Here is a 24,075-nt window from a genome sequence, read left to right as displayed (position 1 = left end):
TTGATCGTTGTGATTGATCTTGGCATGATATCTGACTAAAGTCAGATATCATGTTCGACCCCGTTTCGCGCGTCCGCCGCTTCAACCGTGCCGTGACCTCGGCCGTCGGCGCCCTCGATACCTCGTTTCTCGGGCGCGGACGGCCGCTCGGCGCAGCGCGCGTGCTCAACGCGATCGGGCATGGACGCTCCGACGTGGCGGAAATCCGCGATTATCTCGGGCTCGACTCTGGGCTGATGAGCCGTCTCCTGCGCGGCCTCGAGGACGAAGGCCTGATCGAGACCGCGGCACATGACGAGGACGCCCGCCGCCGTGTCGCCAAGCTGACGCGTACGGGCCGGCGCGAGTTCAACGCCTATGAGGCGCTGTCCAACGCGCAGGCGGAAGACTTTCTCGGCCGCCATTCGCAACGCGACATGCTGCTTGCGGCGATGGACATGGTCGCATCCGCGCTGACGCGCGATCGCGTCGTGCTGACCGAGATGGATCCGCAGGACGAGACGGCGCGCTATTGCCTCGGCGAATACTACGCCGAACTCGGCCGCCGCTTCAGGCAGGGCTTCGACGTCAAGCTGTCGCGCGATCCCGACGCCGAGGACATGCGGCGCCCGCGCGGAACATTCCTCGTGGCAATGTCAGACACGCTGCCGATCGGCTGCGTCGGGCTGAAGGGAACGGATCGCGGCTATGCCGAGATCAAGCGGCTGTGGGTCGCGCCTGCCGCGCGCGGCCTGCGGCTCGGCCGGCGCCTGATGGACGCGGCCGAAGATACCGCACGCGAGATCGGCATCGCGCTGCTGCGGCTCGACACCAACAGCGCGCTGCCCGAGGCCGGCCAGCTCTACCGCACCACCGGCTGGACCGAGATCCCGCGCTTCAACGACGATCCCTATCCCGACCTGTTCTTCGAGAAACGGCTGTGATCATTTAGGATCGACGGCAATCGATGCGGCGCGCGTCGGGCGCACGACGATCTCGTTGACGTCAACGTCATCGGGCTGAGCGATCGCATAGCGCACCGCGCGCGCGATGGCGTCAGGCTGAAGCGCGATGGCGCGGTAGGTCTTCATCGCCTCCGCCGCCACGGGATCGGTAATGGTGTCGGCGAGCTCGCTTTCGACCACACCGGGATGGATGCAGGTGACGCGGATGTTGTCGTGCTCCTGGCGCAGTCCGTCCGAGATCGCCCGCACCGCATGTTTCGTCGCGCAATAGACCGCGGCGGTCGGCGACACGCTGAGCGCACCGATCGATGCGATGTTGATCACGTGTCCGGAGCCGCGCGCCACCATCTCCGGCAGCACGGCCGCGATTCCGTAGAGCACGCCCTTGATGTTGACGTCGACCATCCGGTCCCACTCCTCGACCTTGAGCGAAGCCATCAGCGACAACGGCATCACGCCGGCATTGTTGACGATGACGTCGATGCGGCCCCAGACGCCGCGCGCCGCGCCGGCGAAAGCGTCGACGCTGGCGCGGTCCGTCACGTCGAGCGGATGTGCCAGCGCCGTTCCGCCCGCTTCATTCAGCTCAGCCGCGAAATCCTTGAGCCGATCGACGCGCCGCGCGCCCAGCAGGACCTTGGCGCCGGCGCCGGCGAGTTCGCGCGCGATGCCGGCGCCAATGCCGCTGGAGGCGCCGGTGATGAGAATGACTTTGTCGAGAGGCATGGTGGGTCCTTCCGGATCGCTTCGGGGGATCGATGCGCGGAAGATGGACCTCGGCCATTGTCATGATAAGACGACAGTCCCTAACCAGCCCGGCAAGTCCTTCTAACCAATGGAACCAGACCTCAACGCCCTCGCCGTGTTTGCGCTGGTGGCCGAAGAGCGGAGCTTTCGTGCCGCCGCCGACCGGCTCGGTGTGACACGCTCGGCCGTCAGCCAGACCGTCCGGCGACTGGAGGAAGGCCTCGGAATCGCGCTGGTCCAGCGCACGACCCGAAGCGTCAGCCTGACCGAGGCCGGCGAACGGCTGAATGCGGAGATTTCGCCTGCGATCGCCGACATGCGCGCCGCGCTCGGCAACACGGAGAGCTTACGCGGACGCCCGCGCGGGCTGCTGCGTCTGGCGGTCTCCTCGATCGCCGAACATTTTCTGTCCGGGCCGTTGCTCGCGGGCTTTGCCGAGGCCAATCCGGAGGTGCAGCTCGACATCACCGTGACCGACGCCGAGTTCGACATCGTCGCCGCCGGCTATGACGCCGGGGTCCGGCTCGGCGAAGTCATCGAGCAGGACATGATCGCGGTGCCGATCGCCGGCGACGAACGGCAGCTCGCGGTGTGCGCACCGGCCTTCCGCGACCGCTTCGGCATTCCGTCGCATCCGTCGGAACTTGCCGCCCTTCGCTGCATCGGATGGCGGCCGGCGCCCGGCGTCGCGCCCTATCGCTGGGAGTTCGCGGACGACGGCAAGGAGTTCAGCGTCGCGGTCGCGCCCGAAATCACGACCAACGACATGGCCCTGATGATCAAGCTGGCCATCGCCGGTGCAGGCATCACCTTCGGCATGGAGGCGAGCTTCCGACCCGCCATCGCGCGCGGCGAGTTGGTGCCGATCCTGGAAGACTATTGCCCCGTCTTCGCCGGGTTCTATCTCTATTATTCGAGCCGTCGCAACGTTGCCCCGAAACTGCGTGCGCTGGTCGAGCATCTGCGGCGACCGGCCTGATCTGCCAAGGAGCCTGCGATGCCGGAAGCCGAGCTTGCCGACATCTACCGCGACTACATCGCGTGCCTGAACCGGCAGGACTGGACGGCGCTCGGCCAATTCGTCCATGACGAGGCCATCCACAACGCGCGGCAGCTCGGGCTCGCCGGCTATCGCGCGATGCTGGAACAGGATTTTCGCGAGATACCGGACCTGCGCTTCAACATCGCATTCCTGATCTCCGAACCGCCGCGCATCGCCGCGCGGCTGGCGTTCGATTGCACGCCGGTCGGCACATTCATGGGACTCGCCGTGAACGGCAGGCGTGTGTCGTTCTGCGAGAACGTGTTCTACGAGTTCCGCGACGGAAAAATCCGCCAGGTATGGTCCGTGATCGACAAGGCGGCGATCGAGGCACAGCTCGAAAAGCCCTAGCCGGCACGGACCACCGAACGGCGTGAATTCACGCCGTCGCCGGCGCCGCCTCGCCTTGCCGTTTCATGAACGGGCGGAAGGTCATCGCCATCAGGAAAGCGCCGAGGCCCATCGCCCAGGAGCCGATGTAGAGCCAGGCGTAGCTCGAGAACGCGTCGTAGATCAGTCCGCCCGCGAGCGGTCCCGTCGCCATGCCGAGGCTGCCGGCCATCGCCGTGCCGCCGATCACCGTGCCCATCATCCGCAACGGAAAGTTCTCCCGCGCCAGCACCGCATAGAGCGGCATGGTGCCGGCATAGATGAAGCCGAAGATGGCCGCGACCGCGTAGAACGTGGTGAGCTGGTGCGCGAACACATAGGCGAGCGCGCCGAACGCCTGCGCGAACAGGCCCGAGACCAGCACGCGCTTGGCGCCGAAGCGATCTCCCATCAGGCCGAAGGCGATGCGGCCTCCCATGCCGGCGAGCCCCTCGACGCTGTAGATCGTCACCGCGGCGATCAGCGGAATGCCGCAGCTCACGGCGTAGCTCACCGTGTGGATGATCGGACCGGAATGGGTGGCGCAGCAGAAGAAATTGGTGCCGAGCAGGATCAGGAATTGCGGCGAGCGCAGCGCTTCGCCCATCGACATCTCCGCCTGCGCGGCCCCCTCGCCCGTGGGCGCGGCCGCTGCGTGCACGAGCGCCGGCGGACGGCGTATCAAGAGCGACAACGGGATCATGATGGCGCCGACGACCAGCGCGATGATACGCATCGAGATACGCCAGTCATGGTTCGAGACGAGCCATGCGGCAAGCGGCGACATCGTCATCGGCGCCATGCCCATGCCGGCCGAGACCAGCGACACGGCGAGGCTGCGGTGGGTGTCGAACCAGCCCGTAACGGTCGCCATCATCGGCGCGAAGATCGCCGCGCAGGACGCGCCAACCAGAAGGCCGAACACGAACTGGAACGCCAGCAGCGAGGTCGCGTGGCTCGCCGCGAACAGGCTCAAGGCCAGCACCGTCGATCCCGTCAGCACCACCGGCAGCGGCCCGAACCTGTCGGTCAGCGTGCCCCAGGCCATGCTGGTGAAGGCCATGGCGAGAAAGCCGACGGTCATCGCGCTGGAGATGCCGGTCACCGACCAGCCGGTGTCCTTCGCAATCGGCTGCAGGAACACCGGCAGCGAGAACATGCCGCCGATCGCGACACAGCCAAGCAGGCCGCCGGCAGCAACGATCACCCAGCGATAGTTGGAAGAGGTCATTTTGGTCTCCCGTCAGATCTGTCTGGATGCAAGACGAATGGGAACTGCGCGGGCCGACAGCGCCGTGACGATTTTGCGGCGCGCCTTTGCGACCCGCCGGCAAAAATCTCGAAAACAACCCCATGCACAGTAGAAGGCCGCCGCCGGCACGCAGCTCGACGCCGCCGGCGTTCGATTTGACACGTCGGGCAAAACACCGGCACGATGTCATCATCGCACTGATCTTGATCCCGTCGAGGCTCGGGACCATCTGGAGCGTGATCGTCCATTACATCGCATCCGCCATCGCCCTCCTCGGCCTCACGATCACGTCGAGGACTGGAACCATGTCCGACGATGCGCTGCAACCGCGATGGCCCGACCGCACGGCACAATTGCCGCCGAAAAACCCCGGGGAAGCATCCATGCCGAAGATCGACGTTGCCGCAGTCCCTGCCCGCAAGGGCTCCGGCTATCCCTCGCCCTTCAGCGCGCCCTGTGCCGATCGCATCCGCAAGCGGCTCGGCAATGCCGGAGGCCTGTCGGACTTCGGCGTCAACCTGATGCGCCTGCCGCCGGGCAACTGGTCCAGCCAGCGGCATTGGCACTCGCACGAGGACGAATTCGTCTACGTGCTCGAAGGCGAGCTCACGCTGATCGAGGACGACGGCGAAACCGTGCTGCGTGCGGGCGACTGCGCCGCCTTTCCGAAAGGCACCGGCAACGGCCACCACATGATCAACCGGTCGGAAACCGCGGCGGTCTATCTCGAAGTCGGCTCGCGCTCACCCGACGACATGACCACCTGCTCCGACATCGACATGAAGAGCGCCAATTCCGACGGCCGGTTCGTGCACAAGGACGGCACGCCCTATCCGGATATTTGAACGAAAGCGGTGACATCTCAAACCGCCGCGCGCCGGCGCCACTCGCCGACGGCGAGCCAGATCGCCGAGACCAGGAAATAGAGCGCGCCGACCGCAGCATAGCCCGCAACGTCCGCAATCGACGGAGTCGCGGGCTTCGACACCTGCACGATGAAGAAGCCGCCGGCCAACGCCGACTGCGCGCCGCTGAGCACCATGGCCCACTGCGCGCCATGACTGCGCCAGCGCCGGAGCGCCGTTCCGAGCTGGAGCAAACCGGCCAGGATCGCCCAGGCTCCGAACACCCCGAGCACCCGGTTCATGCTCATCTGCAAGGCGAGAAGCACCGCGACAGTGGTCGCAAGGCTCACCAGGACATTCAGCGCCTGCGTGCTGTTTCTCGTCAAACCGCCACTGCGCAGCGCATCCACCAGATTCGCCGCCGCGTCCCATGCCGGATAGAGGATGAGCAATGCGCCGGCGACGAGCGGAGAAGACAGTCCGACCGAAAATGCAGCGACGACCCAGGCGACAGAGAACGCCGCACGCAGGAAGTAGTATTGCTTCAGCCATCGCTTGCGATCGACCAGGCCGAGATCCATTTGATGATGCGCCATCGTCATTCCTTTCATGTACCTACTAGTTGGTAGTCTATGCGCCGCGACATCGCCTTCACCCGGGTCACTTGCGGAGTGACGCACATGAAAGCAGACGTGGCGGGACGCTTGCCTGCGGCGGTCCGTCGAGGCCCGCCGCGCGGATAAGATCTCAAACCCTCATGGCGAGGAGCCCGCCGCGGGCGGCCGTCTCGAACCATCAAGGCCGGGCAGACGACGGTCTCTCCATCGTGTCGTCATCATCGCGCCGACATCGCTCAGTGCTTTGCGGTCAGCCGATCCAGCAGCGGTCCGGTGATGACGCCGAACATTTTTGGATCGCCATAAGCGCGGGCCGACAGCATCGCACCGTGAATGGTCGCCATGAACGCTTCAGCCTCGACGCGGGCTGCGGAGGAGAGCTGCAGCCGTCCCTTGCGCTTGCCGCGCTCCATCACCGATGTCAGCCATGCAGCCAGCGATCGGAAATGAGCTCGAACTTCGAGCGCCACCTCGTCGGGCAGGATCGGAAGCTCGCTGGCCAGCAGCGCGCAGACGCAGAAGGGGGCCGTCGCATCGGTGATGCAGGCTTCCCAGTAAGCGACATAGTGTTTGAGCTGGTCGCGCGCATCGGGGATGTTGCGCTCGAGCGAGGCAAGCCCCGCGTCGGCCTCCTCCCGGTAGCGCGACACCAGGGTCCGGACCAGATCGACCTTGCTGGCGAAGTGGTGGTGGATGCTCGGCTTGCGTATGCCGACGACTTCGGCCACGTCGGCGTAACTGAAGCCGTTGTAGCCGCCCGCGATGATCAAACTGCGCGCGCAGGCCAGAATGTCGTCGGCCGTCGTGGAAACATTGGTCATGCAGCGTTCTACCTTCCAGTTGGTAGGCCGTCAAGAATGAGGTGCTTCAACGATCCGTGAGTGGTAGGAGCGCCTCCATGACCATCCGCCCCCTCGTCCGCTATCCCGACCGCCGACTCGCCCTGCCCGCACGGCCCGTGACCGAGTTCGACGGCGCATTGCGCGAGCTTGCAAACGACCTGCTGGAGACGATGCGTGCCGCGCCGGGGATCGGCATCACCGCGCCGCATGTCGGCGTGCCCCTGCGGATCGTCGTGCTCGAACTGGACTCCAAGGCGGGTGTGCAGACCTATGTCAACCCCGTGATCGAATGGGCTTCGGCCGAGACGATCATGCACCGCGAAGGCAGCGTCTCGATGCCCGGCGTCAACGACGAGGTCCAGCGCCACGCGCGGGTGCGGATCAGCTATCGGGATCTCGACGGCAACACGCACACCGAAGAATCGGACGGCTTGCGCGCCGTCTGTCATCAGCACGAGATCGACCAGCTCGACGGGATGTTCTGGATCCAGCGGCTGTCGCGACTGAAGCGGGAACGGCTGGTGAAGAAATACGAGAAGATGTCGCGCAATCCGTAGGACGATCCAGGATGCGGACTCATTGAAGTTGCCCTTTCCCGGCGAAATCGCGTATGCACTGCGAACAGGATCGCAGTGTGGGATACGAGGATGACGATGGAGCTGAGAGGCGCGAGCGGCGAGGGATTTGCGACGATTGCCGCTGATGGCCGCGTGTTGGATTCCTGGTTTCTTCAAGTGCGCCTGGTCGCGCAGGCCGACAAGGCGGCGACGACCCGGCTGACGAACGACCAGATCAAGGGATCGCTGGGTGAGACCGCAGACGGATATGCGCGACACGACGACATCCGCGGTGTCGACATCGTTGCGGTTCGTACGGAAATCGGCTCCCTCGCCTCTGCGCCGACCGATGTGCACGACGCCTATCTTCGTCTCCATCTTCTGAGCCACCGGCTGGTCCAGCCGAATTGCGTGAACCTCGAAGGGCTCTTCGGTCTGTTGCCCAACGTTGCCTGGACGACACTCGGGCCCTGTGAATGCTCGCGTGTCACGGACGCGCGAATCGTGGCGCGAAAGCGCGGCGTCGCGTTCGAGGTCACCGGCGTGGACAAGTTTCCGCGCATGACCGACTATGTGACGCATGCGGATGTGAGAATTGCCGATGCGGATCGCGTCAGGCTCGGAGCCCATCTGGCGCCGGGCACGACCGTCATGCATGAAGGCTTCTGCAATTTTAATGCAGGCACGCTCGGTCAGTGCATGGTCGAAGGCCGGATCAGCGCCGGTGTCGTTGTGGGAAGCGGCAGCGACATCGGTGGTGGAGCATCGATCATGGGGACGCTGTCGGGAGGAGGCAAAGAGAAGATCACAGTCGGTGAGCGCTGCCTGATCGGAGCCAACGCAGGCATCGGCATTTCACTGGGTGACGATTGCATCGTCGAGGCGGGCTGCTACGTCACGGCAGGCGCGCGCATCCTGTTGGAAGATGGCCGAGTGCTCAAGGCCAAGGATCTCTCGGGCCAGAAGGGCCTTCTTTTTCGCCGCAATTCCCAGAGCGGCGCTCTCGAGGCAAAAATCAGACGTACGGCAAATTGGGACGGCCTCAACTCGCAACTTCACGGCTAGAGATCGAAGGCGTCATCGGCGGCAGTTGAGGCGCGGCAGCGAAGTCGCCTTCCGCGGCCTATCACGACACTTGCTGCGTCTGCACGAGGGCGGCCGATATCAGCGCGAAGCGGGCGTCCCGAGTACGTCCTTCGCTCGTCAGTCGGCAATCGCGGAACCAGCCTCACGCGCAATGCTGCTCAGGTATTTTGCCGGCGGCTTGCCAAGTGCCTTCTTGAACATGGTGATGAAGGCCGCGACGGATTCATAGCCGAGGTCGGCTGAGACCTGCTGCACGCTCGCGCCGGATGTCAGCTCGCGCAGGGCAACGATCAGGTGCAGTTGCTGGCGCCAGCGCCCGAAGGTCAACCCGGTCTCCCTGACGATGAGCCTTGCCAGGCTGCTTTCGCTGAGGGCGACGATACCGGCCCATTCTCCCAGGGTCCTGCGGTCGGAAGGATTGTCCGCCAGCGCTGCGGCGATCCGCTTCAATCGCGGCTCTGACGAGAGCGGCAGATGCAGCTGCTGGACCGGCATGCGCGGCAGCTCGCGCAGGAGAACACGCGCCAGCAGGTCCGCCCTGTCGCCGTCATCGGCGGCCTGGTCGGATAACTCGACGATCAGTTCACGCAGCAGCGGCGAGATCGACAGCGTGCAGCATCGATCCGGCAGATCGACGAGTTCCGGCTCGATGTAGACGAAAAACAGCCGGGCATTGGCCGTCGCAAGATTGCTGTGCTGCATGCCTCCGGGCACCCACACCGCGCAATGGGGCGGCACCATCCACAGGCCGCTGGGGACGCGACATGTGACGCCGCCTCCCGAGGCGAAGACGAGCTGCGCCTTGCGGTGCCGATGATCGGGCACCTCCGCCCTCGTCCCGGTGACGTCGACGCGCACGGCGATGACCGGCGCGGAGAGATCATCCACATCGAGGTTCGGCCATGGAAAGCGAAGGGGCTGCCGCATGCTTGCCCGTTTTTAGCAACCGAATGACGAAATATCTAAATTCAGCAAAGCCGATTGTCGATAGGTTACCATCAGAAATCTCCCGCCCGCTGACGCGATCAGGAGCTGCGACCATGGACGACTTCACGACCCTGACGGCCGACCTGACACGGCTGGTTCACACGCAGGCCGGCCCCGTGCGCGGTCTGCAGCGCGATGCAAGCGGCGTACTGGCCTTCAAGGGCATTCCCTACGCGGCGCCGCCCGTCGGATATCTGCGCTGGTGCGCGCCGCGACCGCCGGAGCCCTGGCACGGCGTACGCGACGCGTTGGTCTTCGGCGCGGGCTGTCTGTCGTCGCTCGAGAACGACCACCGGCCGGGACCGCGCGACGAGGATTGCCTTTATCTCAATGTCTGGACCGCGGCGAAGCGGGCGGACGAGAAGCGGCCCGTGATGGTGTGGATCCATGGCGGCGGCTTTCAATTCGGCTCCTCGGCGAACCCGGCGACAGATGGCGGCGCCCTGGCCGCCAAGGGGGTCGTCGTCGTCAGCCTCAACTATCGCCTCGGCATCTTCGGCTTCCTCGCCCATCCCGATCTCGACCGGGACGCACCGTCCGGCAATTACGGCCTTCAGGACCAGCTAATGGCGCTGCGCTGGGTCAAGGCCAACATCGCCGGCTTCGGCGGAGATCCCGACAACGTCACCTTGTTCGGTGAATCCGCCGGCGCGATGGCCGTCGGACTCCTGATGGCTTCCCCGCTCGCGCACGGACTGTTTCACAAGGCGATCGGACAGAGCGGCGCCTTCTGGGACGGCAGGCACGGGCCGCTTCAGGGCTTCGAAGAAGCCCGGGCACGCGGTCTCGCGTTCGCGCGACGACAGGGCGATGCGTCGATCGCCGCCTTGCGTGCCATGCCAGCGGCGGCGTTGAACGCAGCGGCGCCGTGGAGCTTCCAGAGCAGTCCCGTCGTCGGCGCATTCTCGCCGAGCATCGACCGTCATGTCGTGCACGATGTGCCGGCCCGGCGCTTCCTGCACGGTGAACAGATGCGCATCCCCCTCTTGGCGGGCTGGAACACCGCCGAGGAATTCCCTTTCGCTGCGCAATCGCTTCCCGACCAATCGGCGGAGACCTTCCTCGCGGCCGCCGCCGAGATGTTCGGCCAGGACCGCATGGCCGAATTCCGGAAGGTCTATCCCGCCGAGACCGACGCGGAAGCGAAGGCGTCGGCAGCCGCGCTCACGGGCGACACCGTGATCAGCGAGCAGTGTTGGCAGTGGCTGCAGCTGCACCGGCATACGGCGCGGGCACCCGTCTATGGCTACCTGTTCGGCTACACGTCGCCCTATACGCCGATCGCCTCGCACGTCACCGAGATCCCGTTCGTATTCGGCACGCTCACGCCGCAACAGATCGTCGGCAGCACGACTCCGCCGGCCGAACAGGATCGCGCGCTGGCGCGGACGCTGATGGATTATTGGGTGAACTTCGCGACGAACGGCGATCCCAACGGCGCGGGCCTGCCGACCTGGCCCGCCTACGACCAGAACGACATCGTACAGATCATCGGCCCAACGATCGCAGCCGGCCCCAACCCGCAGGCCGCCCGCTTCCGCTTCCTCGACAGCTTCCGGCAGGACGGCGTGCTGCCGATGAGATGGCGCGACGCGCATTGAGGGACCTGCAGCCGCGCGCGAACGGCGGATTCGTCGGAACCACATAGGCCGGCAGCGTCATCGCACTTGGACTTACCCGCCGGCTTACGCGTTCCCTTCAGCAACGTATGTGAGAAGTGCTGGCCAACCGAAACGCTTTCTGGTTGACTGCCGGCAGACTTTATTCATTCGCCCGATTTTTCTCCGGCAGGCCCGATTTCAAGCCTGCACGACACCGACGACATCCGATGGGGACTTCGGCCGAGCGGCTCGCGGCGAACACGCGCGCGCCGATCGGCCTATCGAATATTGACGCCGCGCGAATTTCAGGCCGACGGCAGATGATGGAATCATCAGATGCAAGTGACCGTGCTTCAGACCAGCGACCAGTCCGACTATCTTCCCATCTTCAACGCGACGTCGCGGACCGCACGTGAGTTCTGCCGCAGGCAGGCGCTCGCCTACGAGGGTTTCGTCGGCGTCAAGCGCGGCCTCTGGTCCTGGCATTCGACCTACAACCGCATCTACATGATCAAGGAGCTTCTCGACGGCGGCTACAATGGCTGGCTGATCTACATGGACGCCGATGCCTATATCCACAATCTCGACTTTCCCATCGCCGGCTATCTCGCAACCTACCAAACACTGGCCGGCATCTTCGTGCGCGTCAGCGGCCTGGCGCCCTATTGGGACGTCAACGCCGGCGTCTTCCTCCTGAACGCAGGCCATCCGCTCACGCGCAAGCTGGTCGAGACCTGGATCGCCGGACACGAGAGCGTTTTCGCACGGCAGGAATTCCTGACCGACGCATGGCCCGACATCGACCTGCGGATCGACGATCAGGGCCTTCTCAACGAGATGCTGATCGCAAACCCGGAATGGCAGTTCTCCCTGCACTATGAATCCCAGGCCCTGATCAACTCGATGCACGCATCGTTTCTGCGACACCACATGCGCGCGCACACGCCGGATCTCGCGCAGCGCACTACGGCTATCGCCGGGGATGTCGAGGACATCCTGTCGAAAGCCGCGGCGAAGGACGCCGTCGGATCTCTACCCGTCCCGCGCATCTCGTCGGTGGCGCACCTGCGCAAGCTCTGGCCCGCGCGGAAGATGCGCGACTAGCCGGCGACGGACCGGACCGAGCTCAGCCGCCCGCCATCAACTCCTTCGCCAGCGCCATGTAGGCGGGCAGCGTCACGGGATCGTTGGCGGCATTGCCCGCCACGGGGTGCGAGGCGTAGCGCGCGATCACCATCTCCGCTTTAGGATCAATGTAGATGCCCTGCCCGTGAACGCCGCGCGCCATGTAGGCGCCGTGCGCGTTGTGCGTGACCCACCATTGATTGCGGTAGGACGCGCCGGGCAGCGTGGTGTAGCCGGCCGGCTTGAACTTCTCGGGATCGCCGCCGCGCGCGATGTCCTCGACCACCGAGGACGGCACGATCTGGCGGCCGTTGAAGCGGCCGTGGTTGCGGATGGTCTCTCCGAAACGGGCGAGATCGCGCAAGGTCGTGGACAGGCCGCCACCGCCGCTCTCGGTACCGATGCGGTCGACGTGATAATGCGCGTCCTCCTCGGCGCCGATCGGCTGCCAGATGCGCTCGGAGAGCAGGTCGGACAGCGTCATGCCGCTCGCGCGCCTGACGATCCAGGCCAGCACGTCGGAATTGACGGTCTTGTAGGCGAAGGCCTTGCCGTGCTCGCCCTGCTTCTTCTGCGCGACGAGGAAATCGAAAATGTTGGTCGCACCGTCATAGTCGGGCGGGATCGGCGCCATGCCGTTGGCGCGCCGCAGCCCCCACACATCCGAATTCCTGTCGGTATAGACCTCCGTGTAGAGAAGGCCCGTGGTCATATCCATGGCCTCGTGCACGCGCGCATCGCCGAACGCGCTCGCCTTCAGCTCCGGCACGTAGTCCGTGATCGGCGCCTGCGGATCGATCCGGCCTTCCGCGATCAGGATGCCGGCGAGCGTGCCGGTGAACGACTTCGTCACCGACATCGCGATGTGCGGCTTGTGCGGCTTCAACGCACCGAAGTAACGCTCGTAGATCAACTTGCCCCGATGCAGCACCGCGATGCCGTCGGTGCAAGTCTCCTCCAGCATCTGCGCGAAGGTCATGGGCCGCCCGTCCATCGTGGTCGAGGCGACCGCGCCGATGTCCTGCTCCGCGCGCTGAAGCGGCGACGCCGGCCCCGCCCCGCGCCAGACGTTCACCGTCGGCACCAACTGGCGGATGTTGCTCCACGCCCAGCGCAGTTCGGGGAAGCTGCGGAACGAGCCGTCATGGAAGGTGATGGTGCGGTCGGGGGCCGGCGGGAAGCCGCGCATCCAGCCGAGAGTTTCGGGATCGGTGGCGGCGGCGGATGGCTGGGCGGCGGAGGGCGCGTCGGACATGCAAGCTAGCTCCGGAAACGATGGGCCGGATTTCGTAGCATGACGGGACGCAAGCGAGATCCGACGTTTACGCTGGTCTGATCGTCGGAAGCATCTAGTTCTATTGCTTGAAGCAATGCTCGCGGTGCCACTGCAGGAAATGCGGATGCGGATGATCCGACTTGCGCAGCGGTGCAAGCGCGAGTCCCGTCTTGTTGATGATCGACCGCACTCCGTCCGGATCGTTTGCCTGGCGCGAAATCAAGATCTGCAAATTATCCGCCAGGCTGATGAGGCCACGATCGAACATCCAATGCGCGGTGCCCGAAAGAGCGATGCCGTTGCTGACGATGTCAGGCCCGTGGGCCTCGACAGGCCGGATGTGAGCGGCTGCAACTTCCGTACGTCCCATTCCGTTGATGAGCTTCAGTCCGGTAATAGCACAGCGCTCGTCATAGGCACGCAGCACAATGCGCCGAAAAACGCGATCGCGTACAATCCTGGACACGGTCAGACTCACGCGGTCGCGCTGCTGCTCGAAGCGGAACGGCGCCTGCTCCTCGTTCAGGTCGAACGGCCGCACGTCGTCATCGCGTCGCGGAAGCAGCGGCGAATCCTCCGCCAAGCCAAGTTCGCAGATTCTATTGAAATCATCGGGAGAGATCGGACGCACGGCCGACTGAGCGCGTCCTGAAATTCGTCCCTGCTCGTTCAGGACGCCGCGCTCCACGGGACCAGTCGATCCGTTGAAAGGAACCGGATTGGCAAAATCGAGGTAACTTCCGGGCTCTATCAAAGCGAGATACATGCCTGGAGCCGAGGGATCGGGAATAACCCGCTGAACCCGGGCGATGGCAAAGTAGCCGCGCGTCTCGGCTACCTTGCTCGGCTCGTAATAGATGATCCAATCACCGATACACGCTTCGACGCGGCGGAGATACTGACTGGGAAATTGATATCGTTCAGCGGGGCTGTCATCGTAGATCGAGTCCGACCGATGGATGAATACTCCGAAGCCCATGATCTATCTGGCGCCGCCTCTCCAGAGCCTCGGCGGAGATTGATCCGGCGCAGCCCCTACTCCCACTCGATCGTCCCCGGCGGCTTGCTCGTCACGTCGTACACGACCCGGTTCACGCCCTTCACCTCGTTGATGATGCGCGTGGCGGTCTCGCCCAGGAACTTCATGTCGAACTGGTAGAAGTCCGCGGTCATGCCGTCCGTTGACGTGACGGCGCGCAGGCCGACGACGTAGTCGTAGGTGCGGCCGTCGCCCATGACGCCGACGGTCTTGACGGGGAGCAGCACGGCGAAGGCCTGCCAGATGTCGTCGTAGAGGCCGTGCTTGCGGATCTGGTCGATGTAGACGGCATCGGCCTGGCGCAGGATGTCGAGCTTGTCGCGGGTGATGTCGCCGGGACAGCGGATGGCGAGGCCAGGGCCCGGGAACGGGTGGCGGCCGACGAATATCTCGGGCAGGCCGAGCTCGCGCCCGAGCTTGCGCACCTCGTCCTTGAACAGCTCGCGCAGAGGCTCGACGAGCTTCATGTTCATCCGCTCAGGGAGTCCGCCGACATTGTGGTGCGACTTGATCGTCACCGAGGGTCCGCCGGTGAAGGAGACGCTCTCGATCACGTCGGGATACAGCGTGCCTTGCGCCAGGAAGTCGGCGCCGCCGATCTTCTTGGCCTCCTGCTCGAACACCTCGATGAAGAGGCGGCCGATGGTCTTGCGCTTCGTCTCGGGGTCGGTGACGCCTTCGAGCTCGCCGAGGAACTGCTTGGAGGCATCCACGTGCACGAGCGGGATGTTGTAGTGGTGGCGGAACAGGTCGACCACGGTCTTGGCTTCGTCGAGGCGGAGCAGGCCATGGTCGACGAAGACGCAGGTGAGCTGCTCGCCGATGGCCTCGTGGATCAGCACGGCCGCGACGGCGGAATCGACGCCGCCGGAGAGCCCGCAGATCACCTTGCCCTTGCCGACCTGCTGGCGGATCTTCTGGATCTCCTCCTCGCGGAAGGCGCGCATGGTCCAGTCACCGGTGAGGCCGGCGATCTTGCGCACGAAATTGCGGATGAGTTTCGCGCCATCGGGCGTGTGCACCACCTCGGGGTGGAATTGCATCGCGTAGAATCTGCGCTTGTCGTCGGCGATCACGGAGATCGGCGATCCCTGCGCCTTCGCGACGCCGCGGAAGCCGTCGGGCAGCTTGGTGACGCGGTCACCATGGCTCATCCAGACGTCGTAGCGGCCGCCCTTCTCCCAGACGCCCTCGAACAGCGCGCAGTCGTCTGTGACCTCGATGGTGGCGCGGCCGAACTCGCGGTGATGGCCGGCCTCGACGGTGCCGCCGAGTTGCTGCGCCATGGTCTGCTCGCCGTAGCAGATGCCGAGCACCGGCACGCCCGCGGTGAGGATCGGCAGCGGCACGGACGGCGCGTTGTCGTCGAGCACCGAGGCAGGCCCCCCGGAGAGGATCACCGCTTTGGGCTTCATCTCCCTGAAGGCGCTGTCCGCCTTGTTGAACGGGACGATCTCGCAATAGACTCCGTCCTCGCGCACGCGACGCGCGATGAGCTGCGTCACCTGGCTGCCGAAGTCGACGATGAGAATCTTGTCATGCGCCGAGGCCACGGAGGGCGTCGACGCGGAGCGGTCGTTCTGTGCTGCTGTCATGGCCAGCAGATACGCGACGGGGGCTTTTCCCGCAACCGCGCGGGCGGCGCGCCCACATTCTTCTTTGGGCATGGACAAATGCATATATGTCAGTATTATTGACCTAATTTGCTCCGCCGTGGAAAAGGCGGGCCAGTCAGGGAGAACGCCATGACAACGCACCACCCGCCGTCAGAACTCGCCGACCTCGGCCGCACCTGGGTCGCGGCCTGGAACGGGCGCGACCTCGAACGCGTGCTCAGGCTGTACGACGATGCCGCCGTGATGACCTCCGACCGCATCCCGGCGATGGGGTTCGACGCGAGCGGCACGGTGCGCGGCAAGGACGCCTTGCGCGCCTATTGGGGCAAGGCACTCGGCCTGCTGCCGGACCTGCACTTCACGCTGATCGACCTGTTCGTCAGCCCGGACAGCGTCGTGGTGTTCTACGAGAACGAGCGCGGAAAACGGATCTGCGAATATCTGCGGGTGAACGAGGCCGGGCTGATCGTGCAAGGTTCGGCGAACCATCCGCCGCATTGACGCTTGCGGCGGCGAAGTTTGCGCGAACGTGTCGTGCACCGGCAGCGTCGCTACCCGCCGCTGTCATTCCCCGCGAAAGCGAGTACGCCGCGGACTCTCCGTCGACGACAAGCGTCTCGGCGTACTGGATCGCCCGCCTTCGCGGGCGATGACAGTGGCAGCTGGAGAGCGACTGCGTCCACATCGTCATCGCGAGCCGACGGGTCCGCGCATCGCGTCCGATGACAGGCTCCGTGAAGCAATCCGGAAATCCCTCAACGGGTACACTCTGGATTGTTTCGCTGCGCTCGCAATGACGGAGTATGTTGGCGGTGCGCTCGCGAAAACGTCCCCAAACGAGAACGCGAAACGGCCCCGCCAAGCGTATCAAGGACCTCCGCCATGAAACTCCCGACCTCCCCTTTCACCGTCACCGACTGGAGCAAGGTCGAGGCGACCGTGCATCCCGGCGAGACCGGACAGGCCTTGTGGCGGACGCTGAACATCGGCGATCTCCGCGTGCGGATGGTCGAGTACTCACCGGGCTATCTCGCCGACCATTGGTGCGACCGGGGGCACGTGCTCTACGTGCTGCAGGGCGAGCTCGACACCGAGCTGCGCGACGGGCGCAAATTCCGGCTGATGCCGGGCATGAGCTACCAGGTTTCGGATTTCGGGGATGCCGCGCACCGCTCCTCGACAGCGACGGGCGCGACGCTTTTCATCGTCGATTGACGCGGCCGGCGAAGGCGAAATTGCAGCGCAGGATAGCATCGCGACGCGCCATCGCGATCAGCGGGTGGTGCCTTGAAGTGGCCCCAATATCCCTGTATATGACAACGATCGATACTTGGCCGAACGACTGGGCCGCTTCGCCTCGTTTCAGACAGGCGCGCACGCTTCAGATGATTTCTCCAAAACATCGACTCATCAGGGCTATGGGCGCAGAGACGCGTACCGGTCCGCGTGCGTACTCTCTCAATTAAAGGACATTCCCATGGCAATGGGCACCGTGAAGTGGTTCAATACTCAAAAGGGTTATGGTTTCATCCAGCCGGATGACGGCGCAAAGGACGTTTTCGTTCACATCAGCGCCGTCGAGCGCGCCGGCCTCAGCACCCTCAACGAGGGCCAGAAGGTCTCGTTCGACATCGTCGCCGACCGCCGCAGCGGCAAGTCCTCGGCCGATAATCTCCGCGTCGGCTAACAGCCAGCGCCAGAGCGCTCTGACCACGGACGTACCGGCAGAGCGCAATTGATCAAGCCCCGCGACCGGGATCGGTCCGCGGGGTTTTTGTTTGGGGCCCATCCCTCCGTTCCCGAGCTCGCAACGTGTCCGCCGCAGCTGGAAGAGCGAAGGAGGAAGCGAGAGCCCGGATGGATACGCCGGCAGCGCCGCGCGACGGAATCCGGGCTAGCGTTACGGGCGCCCCGCAATGATGCCGGCGGAAGATCAGCCCGCCTTCTTCAGCACCGAGACGAAGAACCCGTCCGTGCCCGTGCGGCGCGGCGTCATCAGCCAGCCTTCCGGGGACTGCAGCGCGGCTTGCGCGAAGGCCTCAGCCTTGTCCCAGAGCACGCTGGCGGTCTGCTCGGGAAACACGGCCGAGAACTCGGGGTGCCGGGCAACGAAGGCCCTCACCTGCTCGCCATTCTCCTCTGACAGCACCGAGCAGGTGATGTAGGCGATGCGGCCGCCCGCCTTCACCAGCGGAACGGCGCGCTCCAGCACCTCGGCCTGGTCCTTCAGGCGGATCCCCAGCGCGCCTGGGCGCATGCGCCATTTGGCGTCGGGGTTGCGGCGCCAGGTGCCGGTTCCGGTGCAGGGCGCGTCGATGACGACGAGATCGGCCGAGGCGCGGATGTCGGCCAGCGGGTCGGCTTCGCCCTTGGGCGTCCGGATGTCGGCATTGTGGACGCCGGCGCGCGAGAGCCGCTCGTGGATCGGCGCGAGCTGGCGCTTGTCGCGGTCGGTCGCAATCAAGCGTCCCTTGCCCTGCATCAGCGCGGCGAGCGCCAGCGTCTTGCCACCGGCGCCCGCACAGAGGTCGATCACCTGCTCGCCCGGCTTGGCCGCGGTGAAGGCGGCCGCAAGCTGCGAGCCTTCGTCCTGCACCTCGATGCCGCCCTTGATGAAATCCTCTTCGGCCTGGATGCCGGGATTGCGTGCATCGGCCGACAGCTCGATGCGCAGGCCGGTCGCCGACCACGGCGTCGGTTTCGCATGAAGATGAGCAAGCGCGCGCAGCACCTTGTCGCGATTGGATTTCAGCGTGTTGACGCGCAGGTCCAGGGGCGCCCGGCTCGCCATCGCGGCCGCCTCCGCGGCGCGGTCCTCACCGAACATCTTTGCCAGATGCGGGTCGAGCCATTCCGGATAATCGCCGGCCACCGCCGCCGGAGCATCCTTCAGGGATCGCGAGGCGAGCGCCGACTGTTCGGCATCCGTCAGCGGCGACGGCGCGAACCGGTTCCCGTCGAACAGCGCGGCCATCGTGGGCGTATCCATGCCGCGCTCGAGACGGAGCATGCCGATCAGCCGCGCCCGCGCGGTGTCGTCCTCCATCAGATACGCGCTCGAGGCATAGCGGCGCAGCACGTCCCAGACGAGGCCGGCGATCGCCGCGCGGTCACCGGAGCCGGCGAAGCGGTGCGCGGTGCCCCACTCCTTCAGCGCCTTGGCCGCAGGCACGCGGTCTTTTTCGATGGTGTCGATCAGTTCGATGGCCGCGGACAGCCGGGCAGCGGGGGTCATTTGTATCTTTCAAATCAAATCGGAGAGCGCGATCCCAGGACCACGCTCCGAGTTCCTGCGATTGCGCATTCGCGCGCGGGTCAGATCAGCAACAGGATCTTCAGTGCGAAGTAGATCCACATCGCCAGCAGCACGAGCACACCGGCGAGCCAGACCACCGAGCGCCGGCCGAGATCGTTCGAGGTGACGAACACGCCCGCATGAGCGAAGCGCGTCACCACGAACACCCAGGACATCAGCACGATGAAGAGATCGGCATGGCGCAGCGGCAGCGCCAGCGCGATCAGGACATAGAACAGCACCGGCAGTTCGAACTGGTTGCGGTAGCAATTGGCGATTTGTGTGGCGTCCTTCGGCCAGTTCGGCTCGCCCAGCGCGATGTCGCGGATCCTGGTCTGGCCCGAGACCAGCGTCCTGCGCCGCGCGAACACCATGCCGATCAGCAGGGCCAGGGTGAGCCCAACCTGCACGAAGACCGGCAGCAAAACCATTTGAACGGACATCGGAACTTTCCCGGGTGGCGAAATGCCGCCGGCCGTCATTAGCGGCGACTCCTTGTCCTGACAATCAACTCGTTGAACCGGAGTTTCCGGTCCTGCGGGCAAATATCGAAATTCAAAGCGATTTCGGCCTCGACGCACGCCGTCATTGTTCCGACGCCTGGGCGGACTATGCTGCAGCCATGTCCGAATTCCGGCTGACCCAGATTTCCGACACCCATCTCGGCCGGCGCTTTCCCGGCCTGATCGCGAACTTCCATGCGGTCAGCGAACATATCGACGCGAACAGGCCCGATCTCGTCGTCAACACCGGCGATGTGTCGTTCGACGGCCCCACGAGCCGCGACGACGTCGTGTTCGCGAAGAGCCTGCACGACGCCCTGCCCGTCGCCTGCCGCTACCTGCCCGGCAATCACGACATCGGCGACAATCCGACCGCGATCGGCCCCGTGCCCAAACCGCCGGTCGAGGAAACGCACCGCCAGCAATTCCGCGCCGTGATCGGCGAAGATCATTGGTCGTTCGAGGCGGCCGGCTGGTCCTTCATCGGCCTCAACGCGCTGATGATGAATTCGGGGCTGCCCTTCGAGGCCGAGCAGTTCGACTGGCTCGCTTCCGAGATCGCGCGTGCGAGCGGCAGACCGGTCGCGCTGTTCCTGCATAAGCCTGTGTTCCTCAACGAGCCCGGCGATCCCGAAACGCCGGAGACCTCGATCCGCTACGTGCCGCAGCCCGCACGCGCGCGATTGATCGAGATGCTCGCGACCACCGACCTGCGGCTGATCGCCAGCGGCCACGTGCACCAGCGCCGCGACTTCACGTATCGCCACACGCGCCACGTCTGGGCGCCGTCGGCCGGCTTCAAGATCAACGACGCGCGCCAGGACCGGATCGCGCTCAAGGAGGTCGGACTCGTCGAGTACCGCTTCCAGCCCGACAGCCTCGAGGTCCGTCACGTCAGGGCGGCCGGACAGGTCGATGTCGATATCGAGGAGCTCTTCGCCCAGATGGGCGGCGCGCATTAGCGCGGCTCAGGCGACGTTCTTGAGGTCCTGCTGGATGGCGGCGAGCAGGGATTGCAGGGCCTCGCTGCTGACCGGCTTGGCCGCCTCGCCGGTCGCCTGGGCACCGGCAGGCCTGTCGGCCCTGACGGGACGCCTGGGGAATGGCGGCGGAGGCATCGGCATCGAAGGCACCACGAACCCGCCCTCCTCTTCGGCATGGACGAATTTGCCATGGATGACGTCGTCACGGCGCCCCATGACGAACATGGTGGCCCAATAGCCGCCGGCCAGCAGGATTACGCAGAAAATAACCGTCTCTAACATCATCGCACCTAAAATAAGCGCGATGATTCAATGCCTTCGCCGACCCGTCAATGAACCGTCGATCACACCTGCGGCTTTTGCGGACAGGTGTGGCCGATCGGTGACTCTTTCTTAACCATCGCCGGGCCGGGAGCCCCGGCTAGGCCTTGTCCGGTCCGACCCGGACGAGCTGCTTGCCGAAATTGGCACCCTTCAGCAGCCCGATGAACGCGCCGGGCGCGCTTTCCAGGCCCTCGGTGACGAACTCCTTGTACTTGACCTTGCCTTCGCGGACCCAGCCGGACATGTCGCGCAGGAAGTCACCATGGCGGTTGGCGAAGTCGGAGACGATGAAGCCGCGGAAGGTCAGCCGCTTGGTCAGCGTCGCGCGCATCATGCTGCTCGCCCATTTCGGCGGCTTGGCCTCGGTGTCGTTGTAGTGCGCGATCAGGCCGCAGACCGGCACGCGCGCGAACGGATTGAGCAGCGGGAAGACGGCTTCGAACACGGCGCCGCCGACATTCTCGAAATAGACGTCGATCCCCTTCGGGCAGGCTTCCTTCAGCTTCGCCGCGAGATCGGGATCGCGATGATCGATGCACGCGTCGAAGCCGAGCTCCCTCACGACGTAGTCGCACTTGTCCTTGCCGCCGGCGATGCCGACCGCGCGGGCGCCCTTGATCTTCGCGATCTGGCCGACGGCGGAGCCGACCGCACCGGACGCGCCGGCGACGACGACGGTCTCGCCGGACTGCGGCTTGCCGATGTCGAGCAGGCCCGTATAGGCGGTCATGCCGGGCATGCCGAGCACACCGATCGAGGTCGAGATCGGCCCGAGCTTCGGATCGACCTTGATCAGGCCTTTGCCGTTGGAGATCGCGTGCGTCTGCCAGCCGGAACGGATGCGCACGATGTCGCCCTTGGCGAAATCCGGATTGCTGGAGGCTACGACCTCGCTGACCGCCTCGCCTTCCATCACCCCGCCGACCGGCACCGGTGCGGCATAGGACGGCCCGTCGCTCATGCGCCCGCGCATGTAGGGATCGAGCGACAACCAGATCGTGCGCAGCAGGACTTCACCCGCGCCCGGCGAGGGAATCGCGAATTCCTCCAGGCGAAAATCGGACGACTTGGGTTCGCCGACGGGACGCGCGGCGAGAACGATGCGTTTGCCTTGGGACATGATGGCTTCCTCCACTTCACTGTCCTTGCGAGCGAAGCGAAGCAATCCAGTCGCGTCAACACAAAAGCGGCGGAGTGAACGGTCGGGAGCGCATGCGCTGATCTCGTGTCCCGGCTCTGCAGTGCATCGTCGAAGAGACACTGCGTCCGGGGCAAGAGAGCGGAGCGAACGAACCCGACGACTCGTCCGCGCCATATACTCCGTCGTTACGCCCGCGCTCGTCGGTGCATCCACGATGCCACGGACCCAAGACGTTGATGGCCGGGACGAGCCCGGCCATCACGACAGTCGCAGCAGTGGCCGACTAGCCCCCGCCCGGATAGTTCGGGGCTTCGCGCGTGATGGTGACGTCGTGGACGTGGCTTTCGCGCAGGCCCGCGCCGGTGATGCGGACGAACTGCGCCTTCTCGTGCAGCTCGTTCATGTCCTTTGCGCCGACGTAACCCATCGCAGCGCGGAGACCACCGGCGAGCTGGTGCATGACGTTGCCGACCGGGCCCTTGTAGGGCACCTGGCCCTCGATACCTTCCGGCACGAGCTTCAGGGAGTCCTTGATGTCCTGCTGGAAGTAGCGGTCGGCCGAGCCGCGCGCCATCGCGCCGACCGAGCCCATGCCGCGATAGGCCTTGTAGGACCGGCCCTGCCACAGGAACACTTCGCCGGGCGTCTCGTCGGTGCCGGCCAGCAGCGAGCCGACCATCGCGACGTCGGCACCGGCGGCGAGCGCCTTGGCGAGATCGCCGGAGAACTTGATGCCGCCATCGGCGATGACGGGGATATTCGACTTCTTCGCGGCTTCGACCGCGTCCATGATCGCGGTGAGCTGCGGTACGCCGACGCCGGCGACGATGCGCGTGGTGCAGATCGAGCCCGGACCGATGCCGACCTTGATGCAGTCGGCACCGGCATCGATCAGGGCCTGCGTGCCCTCAGCCGTCGCGACGTTGCCGGCGACGACCTGCACCGAGTTGGAGAGACGCTTGATACGGTTGACCGCATGCAGCACGTGGCGGGAATGGCCGTGCGCGGTGTCGACGACGACGAGGTCGACGCCGGCATCGATCAGGCGCTCGGTCCGCTCGAAGCCGGTGTCACCGACGGTGGTAGCGGCGGCGACTCGGAGGCGCCCCTGTGCGTCCTTGCAGGCCAGCGGATGGGCGACCGCCTTCTCGATGTCCTTGACCGTGATCAGGCCGACGCAGCGGTACTGATCGTCGACGACGACCAGCTTTTCGATGCGATGATGATGCAGCATCCGCTTGGCTTCGTCCTGGCTGACATTCTCGCGCACCGTGACGAGGTTCTCATGCGTCATCAGCTCGGAGACTTTCTGCCTCCGGTCGGTGGCGAAGCGCACGTCGCGGTTGGTGAGGATGCCGACCAGCTTGCCCGGCGTGGACTTGCCGGCGCCGGTGACGACGGGAATTCCGGAGATGCCGTGATCGCTCATCAGCTTGAGCGCGTCGTCGAGCGTGGCCTCGGGGCTGATGGTGAGCGGGTTCACCACCATGCCCGACTCGTAGCGCTTGACCTGCCGCACCTGCGCGGCCTGGCCCTCAGGATCGAAATTGCGGTGGATGACGCCGAGACCGCCGGCCTGCGCCATGGCGATCGCCATGCGGGCCTCGGTGACCGTGTCCATGGCGGAGGCCATGATCGGGATGTTCAGCGGGATGGCGCGGGTGACGCGGGAGCGGATGTCGACGTCGCCCGGCATGACGTCCGACAGACCCGGCTTCAACAGCACGTCGTCGAACGTAAAGGCTTCGCGGATGCCTTGTTGCACCGTGGCCATGTGCCAACTCCTTCCTGCGGCCCTGCCGCAAATAGCTATGGATGAGCGCCGCCCTCGACGTACCTTGCGGCATCGCCGGAGAATCGGAGCCCATCAGTGGGGTTGACGCG

Annotated in this window: 25 protein-coding genes; 12 read left to right on the top strand and 13 right to left on the bottom strand. The window is 65.2% G+C overall.

Annotated elements, in window-relative coordinates; genetic code table 11:
• Nucleotides 1–50: 50 nt before the first annotated feature.
• The gene (locus tag QM712_RS10945) at nucleotides 51–923 is read left to right on the top strand and encodes a GNAT family N-acetyltransferase (protein ID WP_415023110.1); all 873 of its coding nucleotides are present in this window, start codon (nucleotides 51–53) and stop codon (nucleotides 921–923) included.
• Here the strand turns inward: QM712_RS10945 and QM712_RS10940 are convergent, their stop codons facing one another.
• On the bottom strand, nucleotides 924–1,670 hold the full coding sequence (locus tag QM712_RS10940; RefSeq protein WP_415023109.1) for an SDR family oxidoreductase: 747 nt from the start codon (nucleotides 1,668–1,670) through the stop codon (nucleotides 924–926).
• A gap of 109 nt (nucleotides 1,671–1,779) precedes the next feature.
• Between QM712_RS10940 and QM712_RS10935 the strand changes: the two genes are divergently transcribed.
• Together QM712_RS10935 and QM712_RS10930 are read left to right on the top strand one after the other, a co-directional pair.
• Nucleotides 1,780–2,670: a LysR family transcriptional regulator gene (locus QM712_RS10935; protein WP_415023108.1), complete on the top strand. Its 891-nt coding sequence runs from the start codon at nucleotides 1,780–1,782 to the stop codon at nucleotides 2,668–2,670.
• A gap of 18 nt (nucleotides 2,671–2,688) precedes the next feature.
• On the top strand, nucleotides 2,689–3,084 hold the full coding sequence (locus QM712_RS10930) for an ester cyclase (RefSeq protein ID WP_415023107.1): 396 nt from the start codon (nucleotides 2,689–2,691) through the stop codon (nucleotides 3,082–3,084).
• 28 nt (nucleotides 3,085–3,112) lie between these two features.
• On the opposite strand, the gene QM712_RS10925 is transcribed toward QM712_RS10930, so the two are convergent.
• The gene (locus QM712_RS10925) at nucleotides 3,113–4,333 is read right to left on the bottom strand and encodes an MFS transporter (RefSeq protein WP_415023106.1); all 1,221 of its coding nucleotides are present in this window, start codon (nucleotides 4,331–4,333) and stop codon (nucleotides 3,113–3,115) included.
• Between the two features lie 404 nt (nucleotides 4,334–4,737).
• Between QM712_RS10925 and QM712_RS10920 the strand changes: the two genes are divergently transcribed.
• Nucleotides 4,738–5,199, top strand: a complete 462-nt coding sequence (locus tag QM712_RS10920) for a cupin domain-containing protein (RefSeq protein ID WP_415023224.1) — start codon at nucleotides 4,738–4,740, stop codon at nucleotides 5,197–5,199.
• A gap of 17 nt (nucleotides 5,200–5,216) precedes the next feature.
• On the opposite strand, the gene QM712_RS10915 is transcribed toward QM712_RS10920, so the two are convergent.
• Nucleotides 5,217–5,795 carry a DUF308 domain-containing protein gene (locus QM712_RS10915; protein WP_415023105.1) on the bottom strand — a complete coding sequence of 193 codons (579 nt, stop codon included), beginning with the start codon at nucleotides 5,793–5,795 and terminating at the stop codon, nucleotides 5,217–5,219.
• A 257-nt stretch (nucleotides 5,796–6,052) separates the two neighbouring features.
• Nucleotides 6,053–6,637 carry a TetR/AcrR family transcriptional regulator gene (locus QM712_RS10910; RefSeq protein WP_415023104.1) on the bottom strand — a complete coding sequence of 195 codons (585 nt, stop codon included), beginning with the start codon at nucleotides 6,635–6,637 and terminating at the stop codon, nucleotides 6,053–6,055.
• 77 nt (nucleotides 6,638–6,714) lie between these two features.
• Here QM712_RS10910 and QM712_RS10905 point away from each other — a divergent pair, with 77 nt between their 5' ends.
• Together QM712_RS10905 and dapD are read left to right on the top strand one after the other, a co-directional pair.
• Nucleotides 6,715–7,215, top strand: a complete 501-nt coding sequence (locus tag QM712_RS10905; RefSeq protein WP_415023103.1) for a peptide deformylase — start codon at nucleotides 6,715–6,717, stop codon at nucleotides 7,213–7,215.
• Nucleotides 7,216–7,305: 90 nt separating this feature from the next.
• Nucleotides 7,306–8,280, top strand: coding sequence for a 2,3,4,5-tetrahydropyridine-2,6-dicarboxylate N-succinyltransferase (gene dapD / locus QM712_RS10900; protein ID WP_415023102.1), 975 nt, complete (start codon nucleotides 7,306–7,308; stop codon nucleotides 8,278–8,280).
• Between the two features lie 138 nt (nucleotides 8,281–8,418).
• Here the strand turns inward: dapD and QM712_RS10895 are convergent, their stop codons facing one another.
• Nucleotides 8,419–9,228: an AraC family transcriptional regulator gene (locus QM712_RS10895; RefSeq protein ID WP_415023101.1), complete on the bottom strand. Its 810-nt coding sequence runs from the start codon at nucleotides 9,226–9,228 to the stop codon at nucleotides 8,419–8,421.
• Nucleotides 9,229–9,341: 113 nt separating this feature from the next.
• Here QM712_RS10895 and QM712_RS10890 point away from each other — a divergent pair, with 113 nt between their 5' ends.
• Both QM712_RS10890 and QM712_RS10885 read left to right on the top strand, forming a co-directional pair.
• A complete protein-coding gene (locus QM712_RS10890) occupies nucleotides 9,342–10,889 on the top strand; it encodes a carboxylesterase/lipase family protein (RefSeq protein ID WP_415023100.1) in 1,548 nt (515 codons plus the stop codon).
• Between the two features lie 336 nt (nucleotides 10,890–11,225).
• Nucleotides 11,226–11,993 (top strand): hypothetical protein, encoded by a 768-nt coding sequence (locus tag QM712_RS10885; RefSeq protein ID WP_415023099.1) that lies wholly within the window; start codon nucleotides 11,226–11,228, stop codon nucleotides 11,991–11,993.
• Between the two features lie 22 nt (nucleotides 11,994–12,015).
• Here the strand turns inward: QM712_RS10885 and QM712_RS10880 are convergent, their stop codons facing one another.
• From QM712_RS10880 to guaA, 3 genes are all read right to left on the bottom strand, one after another.
• Entirely contained in the window at nucleotides 12,016–13,269 is a 1,254-nt protein-coding gene (locus QM712_RS10880; protein ID WP_415023098.1) for a serine hydrolase domain-containing protein, read from the bottom strand.
• Nucleotides 13,270–13,369: 100 nt separating this feature from the next.
• Nucleotides 13,370–14,269: an HNH endonuclease gene (locus QM712_RS10875; protein WP_415023097.1), complete on the bottom strand. Its 900-nt coding sequence runs from the start codon at nucleotides 14,267–14,269 to the stop codon at nucleotides 13,370–13,372.
• A gap of 56 nt (nucleotides 14,270–14,325) precedes the next feature.
• Entirely contained in the window at nucleotides 14,326–15,924 is a 1,599-nt protein-coding gene (gene guaA, locus QM712_RS10870; protein ID WP_415023096.1) for a glutamine-hydrolyzing GMP synthase, read from the bottom strand.
• Between the two features lie 150 nt (nucleotides 15,925–16,074).
• On the opposite strand from guaA, the gene QM712_RS10865 reads away from it, so the two are divergent.
• From QM712_RS10865 to QM712_RS10855, 3 genes are all read left to right on the top strand, one after another.
• Nucleotides 16,075–16,446: a nuclear transport factor 2 family protein gene (locus tag QM712_RS10865; protein ID WP_415023095.1), complete on the top strand. Its 372-nt coding sequence runs from the start codon at nucleotides 16,075–16,077 to the stop codon at nucleotides 16,444–16,446.
• A gap of 381 nt (nucleotides 16,447–16,827) precedes the next feature.
• A complete protein-coding gene (locus tag QM712_RS10860) occupies nucleotides 16,828–17,160 on the top strand; it encodes a DHCW motif cupin fold protein (RefSeq protein ID WP_415023094.1) in 333 nt (110 codons plus the stop codon).
• Nucleotides 17,161–17,422: 262 nt separating this feature from the next.
• Complete coding sequence (locus QM712_RS10855) at nucleotides 17,423–17,632, top strand: cold-shock protein (RefSeq protein WP_415023223.1); 210 nt, start codon at nucleotides 17,423–17,425, stop codon at nucleotides 17,630–17,632.
• 246 nt (nucleotides 17,633–17,878) lie between these two features.
• Here QM712_RS10855 and QM712_RS10850 read toward each other — a convergent pair whose 3' ends face one another.
• Both QM712_RS10850 and QM712_RS10845 read right to left on the bottom strand, forming a co-directional pair.
• Nucleotides 17,879–19,180, bottom strand: a complete 1,302-nt coding sequence (locus QM712_RS10850) for an RsmB/NOP family class I SAM-dependent RNA methyltransferase (RefSeq protein ID WP_415023093.1) — start codon at nucleotides 19,178–19,180, stop codon at nucleotides 17,879–17,881.
• An 80-nt stretch (nucleotides 19,181–19,260) separates the two neighbouring features.
• Nucleotides 19,261–19,683: an MAPEG family protein gene (locus tag QM712_RS10845; protein WP_415023092.1), complete on the bottom strand. Its 423-nt coding sequence runs from the start codon at nucleotides 19,681–19,683 to the stop codon at nucleotides 19,261–19,263.
• 179 nt (nucleotides 19,684–19,862) lie between these two features.
• On the opposite strand from QM712_RS10845, the gene QM712_RS10840 reads away from it, so the two are divergent.
• On the top strand, nucleotides 19,863–20,705 hold the full coding sequence (locus tag QM712_RS10840; RefSeq protein ID WP_415023222.1) for a metallophosphoesterase family protein: 843 nt from the start codon (nucleotides 19,863–19,865) through the stop codon (nucleotides 20,703–20,705).
• 6 nt (nucleotides 20,706–20,711) lie between these two features.
• Here the strand turns inward: QM712_RS10840 and QM712_RS10835 are convergent, their stop codons facing one another.
• From QM712_RS10835 to guaB, 3 genes are all read right to left on the bottom strand, one after another.
• Nucleotides 20,712–21,008, bottom strand: coding sequence for a hypothetical protein (locus tag QM712_RS10835; RefSeq protein WP_415023091.1), 297 nt, complete (start codon nucleotides 21,006–21,008; stop codon nucleotides 20,712–20,714).
• Between the two features lie 139 nt (nucleotides 21,009–21,147).
• Nucleotides 21,148–22,170 (bottom strand): NADP-dependent oxidoreductase, encoded by a 1,023-nt coding sequence (locus QM712_RS10830; RefSeq protein ID WP_415023090.1) that lies wholly within the window; start codon nucleotides 22,168–22,170, stop codon nucleotides 21,148–21,150.
• Nucleotides 22,171–22,474: 304 nt separating this feature from the next.
• Nucleotides 22,475–23,965 (bottom strand): IMP dehydrogenase, encoded by a 1,491-nt coding sequence (gene guaB, locus QM712_RS10825; RefSeq protein WP_415023089.1) that lies wholly within the window; start codon nucleotides 23,963–23,965, stop codon nucleotides 22,475–22,477.
• Nucleotides 23,966–24,075: the final 110 nt, after the last annotated feature.

It is taken from the genome of Bradyrhizobium sp., assembly GCF_047605465.1.
Taxonomy (GTDB): domain Bacteria; phylum Pseudomonadota; class Alphaproteobacteria; order Rhizobiales; family Xanthobacteraceae; genus Bradyrhizobium.
This window is presented reverse-complemented; position numbering and strand designations above follow the sequence as displayed.

What these genes read in the sequence shown, in the direction of transcription:
- QM712_RS10895 (WP_415023101.1), bottom strand. Translation starts at nt 9,228, where the DNA reads ATGCGGCAGCCCCTTCGCTTTCCATGGCCGAACCTCGATGTGGATGAT.
- QM712_RS10890 (WP_415023100.1), top strand. Translation starts at nt 9,342, where the DNA reads ATGGACGACTTCACGACCCTGACGGCCGACCTGACACGGCTGGTTCAC.
- guaA (WP_415023096.1), bottom strand. Translation starts at nt 15,924, where the DNA reads ATGACAGCAGCACAGAACGACCGCTCCGCGTCGACGCCCTCCGTGGCC.
- dapD (WP_415023102.1), top strand. Translation starts at nt 7,306, where the DNA reads ATGACGATGGAGCTGAGAGGCGCGAGCGGCGAGGGATTTGCGACGATT.
- QM712_RS10875 (WP_415023097.1), bottom strand. Translation starts at nt 14,269, where the DNA reads ATGGGCTTCGGAGTATTCATCCATCGGTCGGACTCGATCTACGATGAC.
- QM712_RS10905 (WP_415023103.1), top strand. Translation starts at nt 6,715, where the DNA reads ATGACCATCCGCCCCCTCGTCCGCTATCCCGACCGCCGACTCGCCCTG.
- QM712_RS10850 (WP_415023093.1), bottom strand. Translation starts at nt 19,180, where the DNA reads ATGACCCCCGCTGCCCGGCTGTCCGCGGCCATCGAACTGATCGACACC.
- QM712_RS10865 (WP_415023095.1), top strand. Translation starts at nt 16,075, where the DNA reads ATGACAACGCACCACCCGCCGTCAGAACTCGCCGACCTCGGCCGCACC.
- QM712_RS10885 (WP_415023099.1), top strand. Translation starts at nt 11,226, where the DNA reads ATGCAAGTGACCGTGCTTCAGACCAGCGACCAGTCCGACTATCTTCCC.
- QM712_RS10940 (WP_415023109.1), bottom strand. Translation starts at nt 1,670, where the DNA reads ATGCCTCTCGACAAAGTCATTCTCATCACCGGCGCCTCCAGCGGCATT.
- QM712_RS10945 (WP_415023110.1), top strand. Translation starts at nt 51, where the DNA reads ATGTTCGACCCCGTTTCGCGCGTCCGCCGCTTCAACCGTGCCGTGACC.
- QM712_RS10935 (WP_415023108.1), top strand. Translation starts at nt 1,780, where the DNA reads ATGGAACCAGACCTCAACGCCCTCGCCGTGTTTGCGCTGGTGGCCGAA.
- QM712_RS10830 (WP_415023090.1), bottom strand. Translation starts at nt 22,170, where the DNA reads ATGTCCCAAGGCAAACGCATCGTTCTCGCCGCGCGTCCCGTCGGCGAA.
- QM712_RS10910 (WP_415023104.1), bottom strand. Translation starts at nt 6,637, where the DNA reads ATGACCAATGTTTCCACGACGGCCGACGACATTCTGGCCTGCGCGCGC.
- QM712_RS10835 (WP_415023091.1), bottom strand. Translation starts at nt 21,008, where the DNA reads ATGTTAGAGACGGTTATTTTCTGCGTAATCCTGCTGGCCGGCGGCTAT.
- guaB (WP_415023089.1), bottom strand. Translation starts at nt 23,965, where the DNA reads ATGGCCACGGTGCAACAAGGCATCCGCGAAGCCTTTACGTTCGACGAC.
- QM712_RS10845 (WP_415023092.1), bottom strand. Translation starts at nt 19,683, where the DNA reads ATGTCCGTTCAAATGGTTTTGCTGCCGGTCTTCGTGCAGGTTGGGCTC.
- QM712_RS10855 (WP_415023223.1), top strand. Translation starts at nt 17,423, where the DNA reads ATGGCAATGGGCACCGTGAAGTGGTTCAATACTCAAAAGGGTTATGGT.
- QM712_RS10860 (WP_415023094.1), top strand. Translation starts at nt 16,828, where the DNA reads ATGAAACTCCCGACCTCCCCTTTCACCGTCACCGACTGGAGCAAGGTC.
- QM712_RS10915 (WP_415023105.1), bottom strand. Translation starts at nt 5,795, where the DNA reads ATGGCGCATCATCAAATGGATCTCGGCCTGGTCGATCGCAAGCGATGG.
- QM712_RS10920 (WP_415023224.1), top strand. Translation starts at nt 4,738, where the DNA reads ATGCCGAAGATCGACGTTGCCGCAGTCCCTGCCCGCAAGGGCTCCGGC.
- QM712_RS10925 (WP_415023106.1), bottom strand. Translation starts at nt 4,333, where the DNA reads ATGACCTCTTCCAACTATCGCTGGGTGATCGTTGCTGCCGGCGGCCTG.
- QM712_RS10930 (WP_415023107.1), top strand. Translation starts at nt 2,689, where the DNA reads ATGCCGGAAGCCGAGCTTGCCGACATCTACCGCGACTACATCGCGTGC.
- QM712_RS10880 (WP_415023098.1), bottom strand. Translation starts at nt 13,269, where the DNA reads ATGTCCGACGCGCCCTCCGCCGCCCAGCCATCCGCCGCCGCCACCGAT.
- QM712_RS10840 (WP_415023222.1), top strand. Translation starts at nt 19,863, where the DNA reads ATGTCCGAATTCCGGCTGACCCAGATTTCCGACACCCATCTCGGCCGG.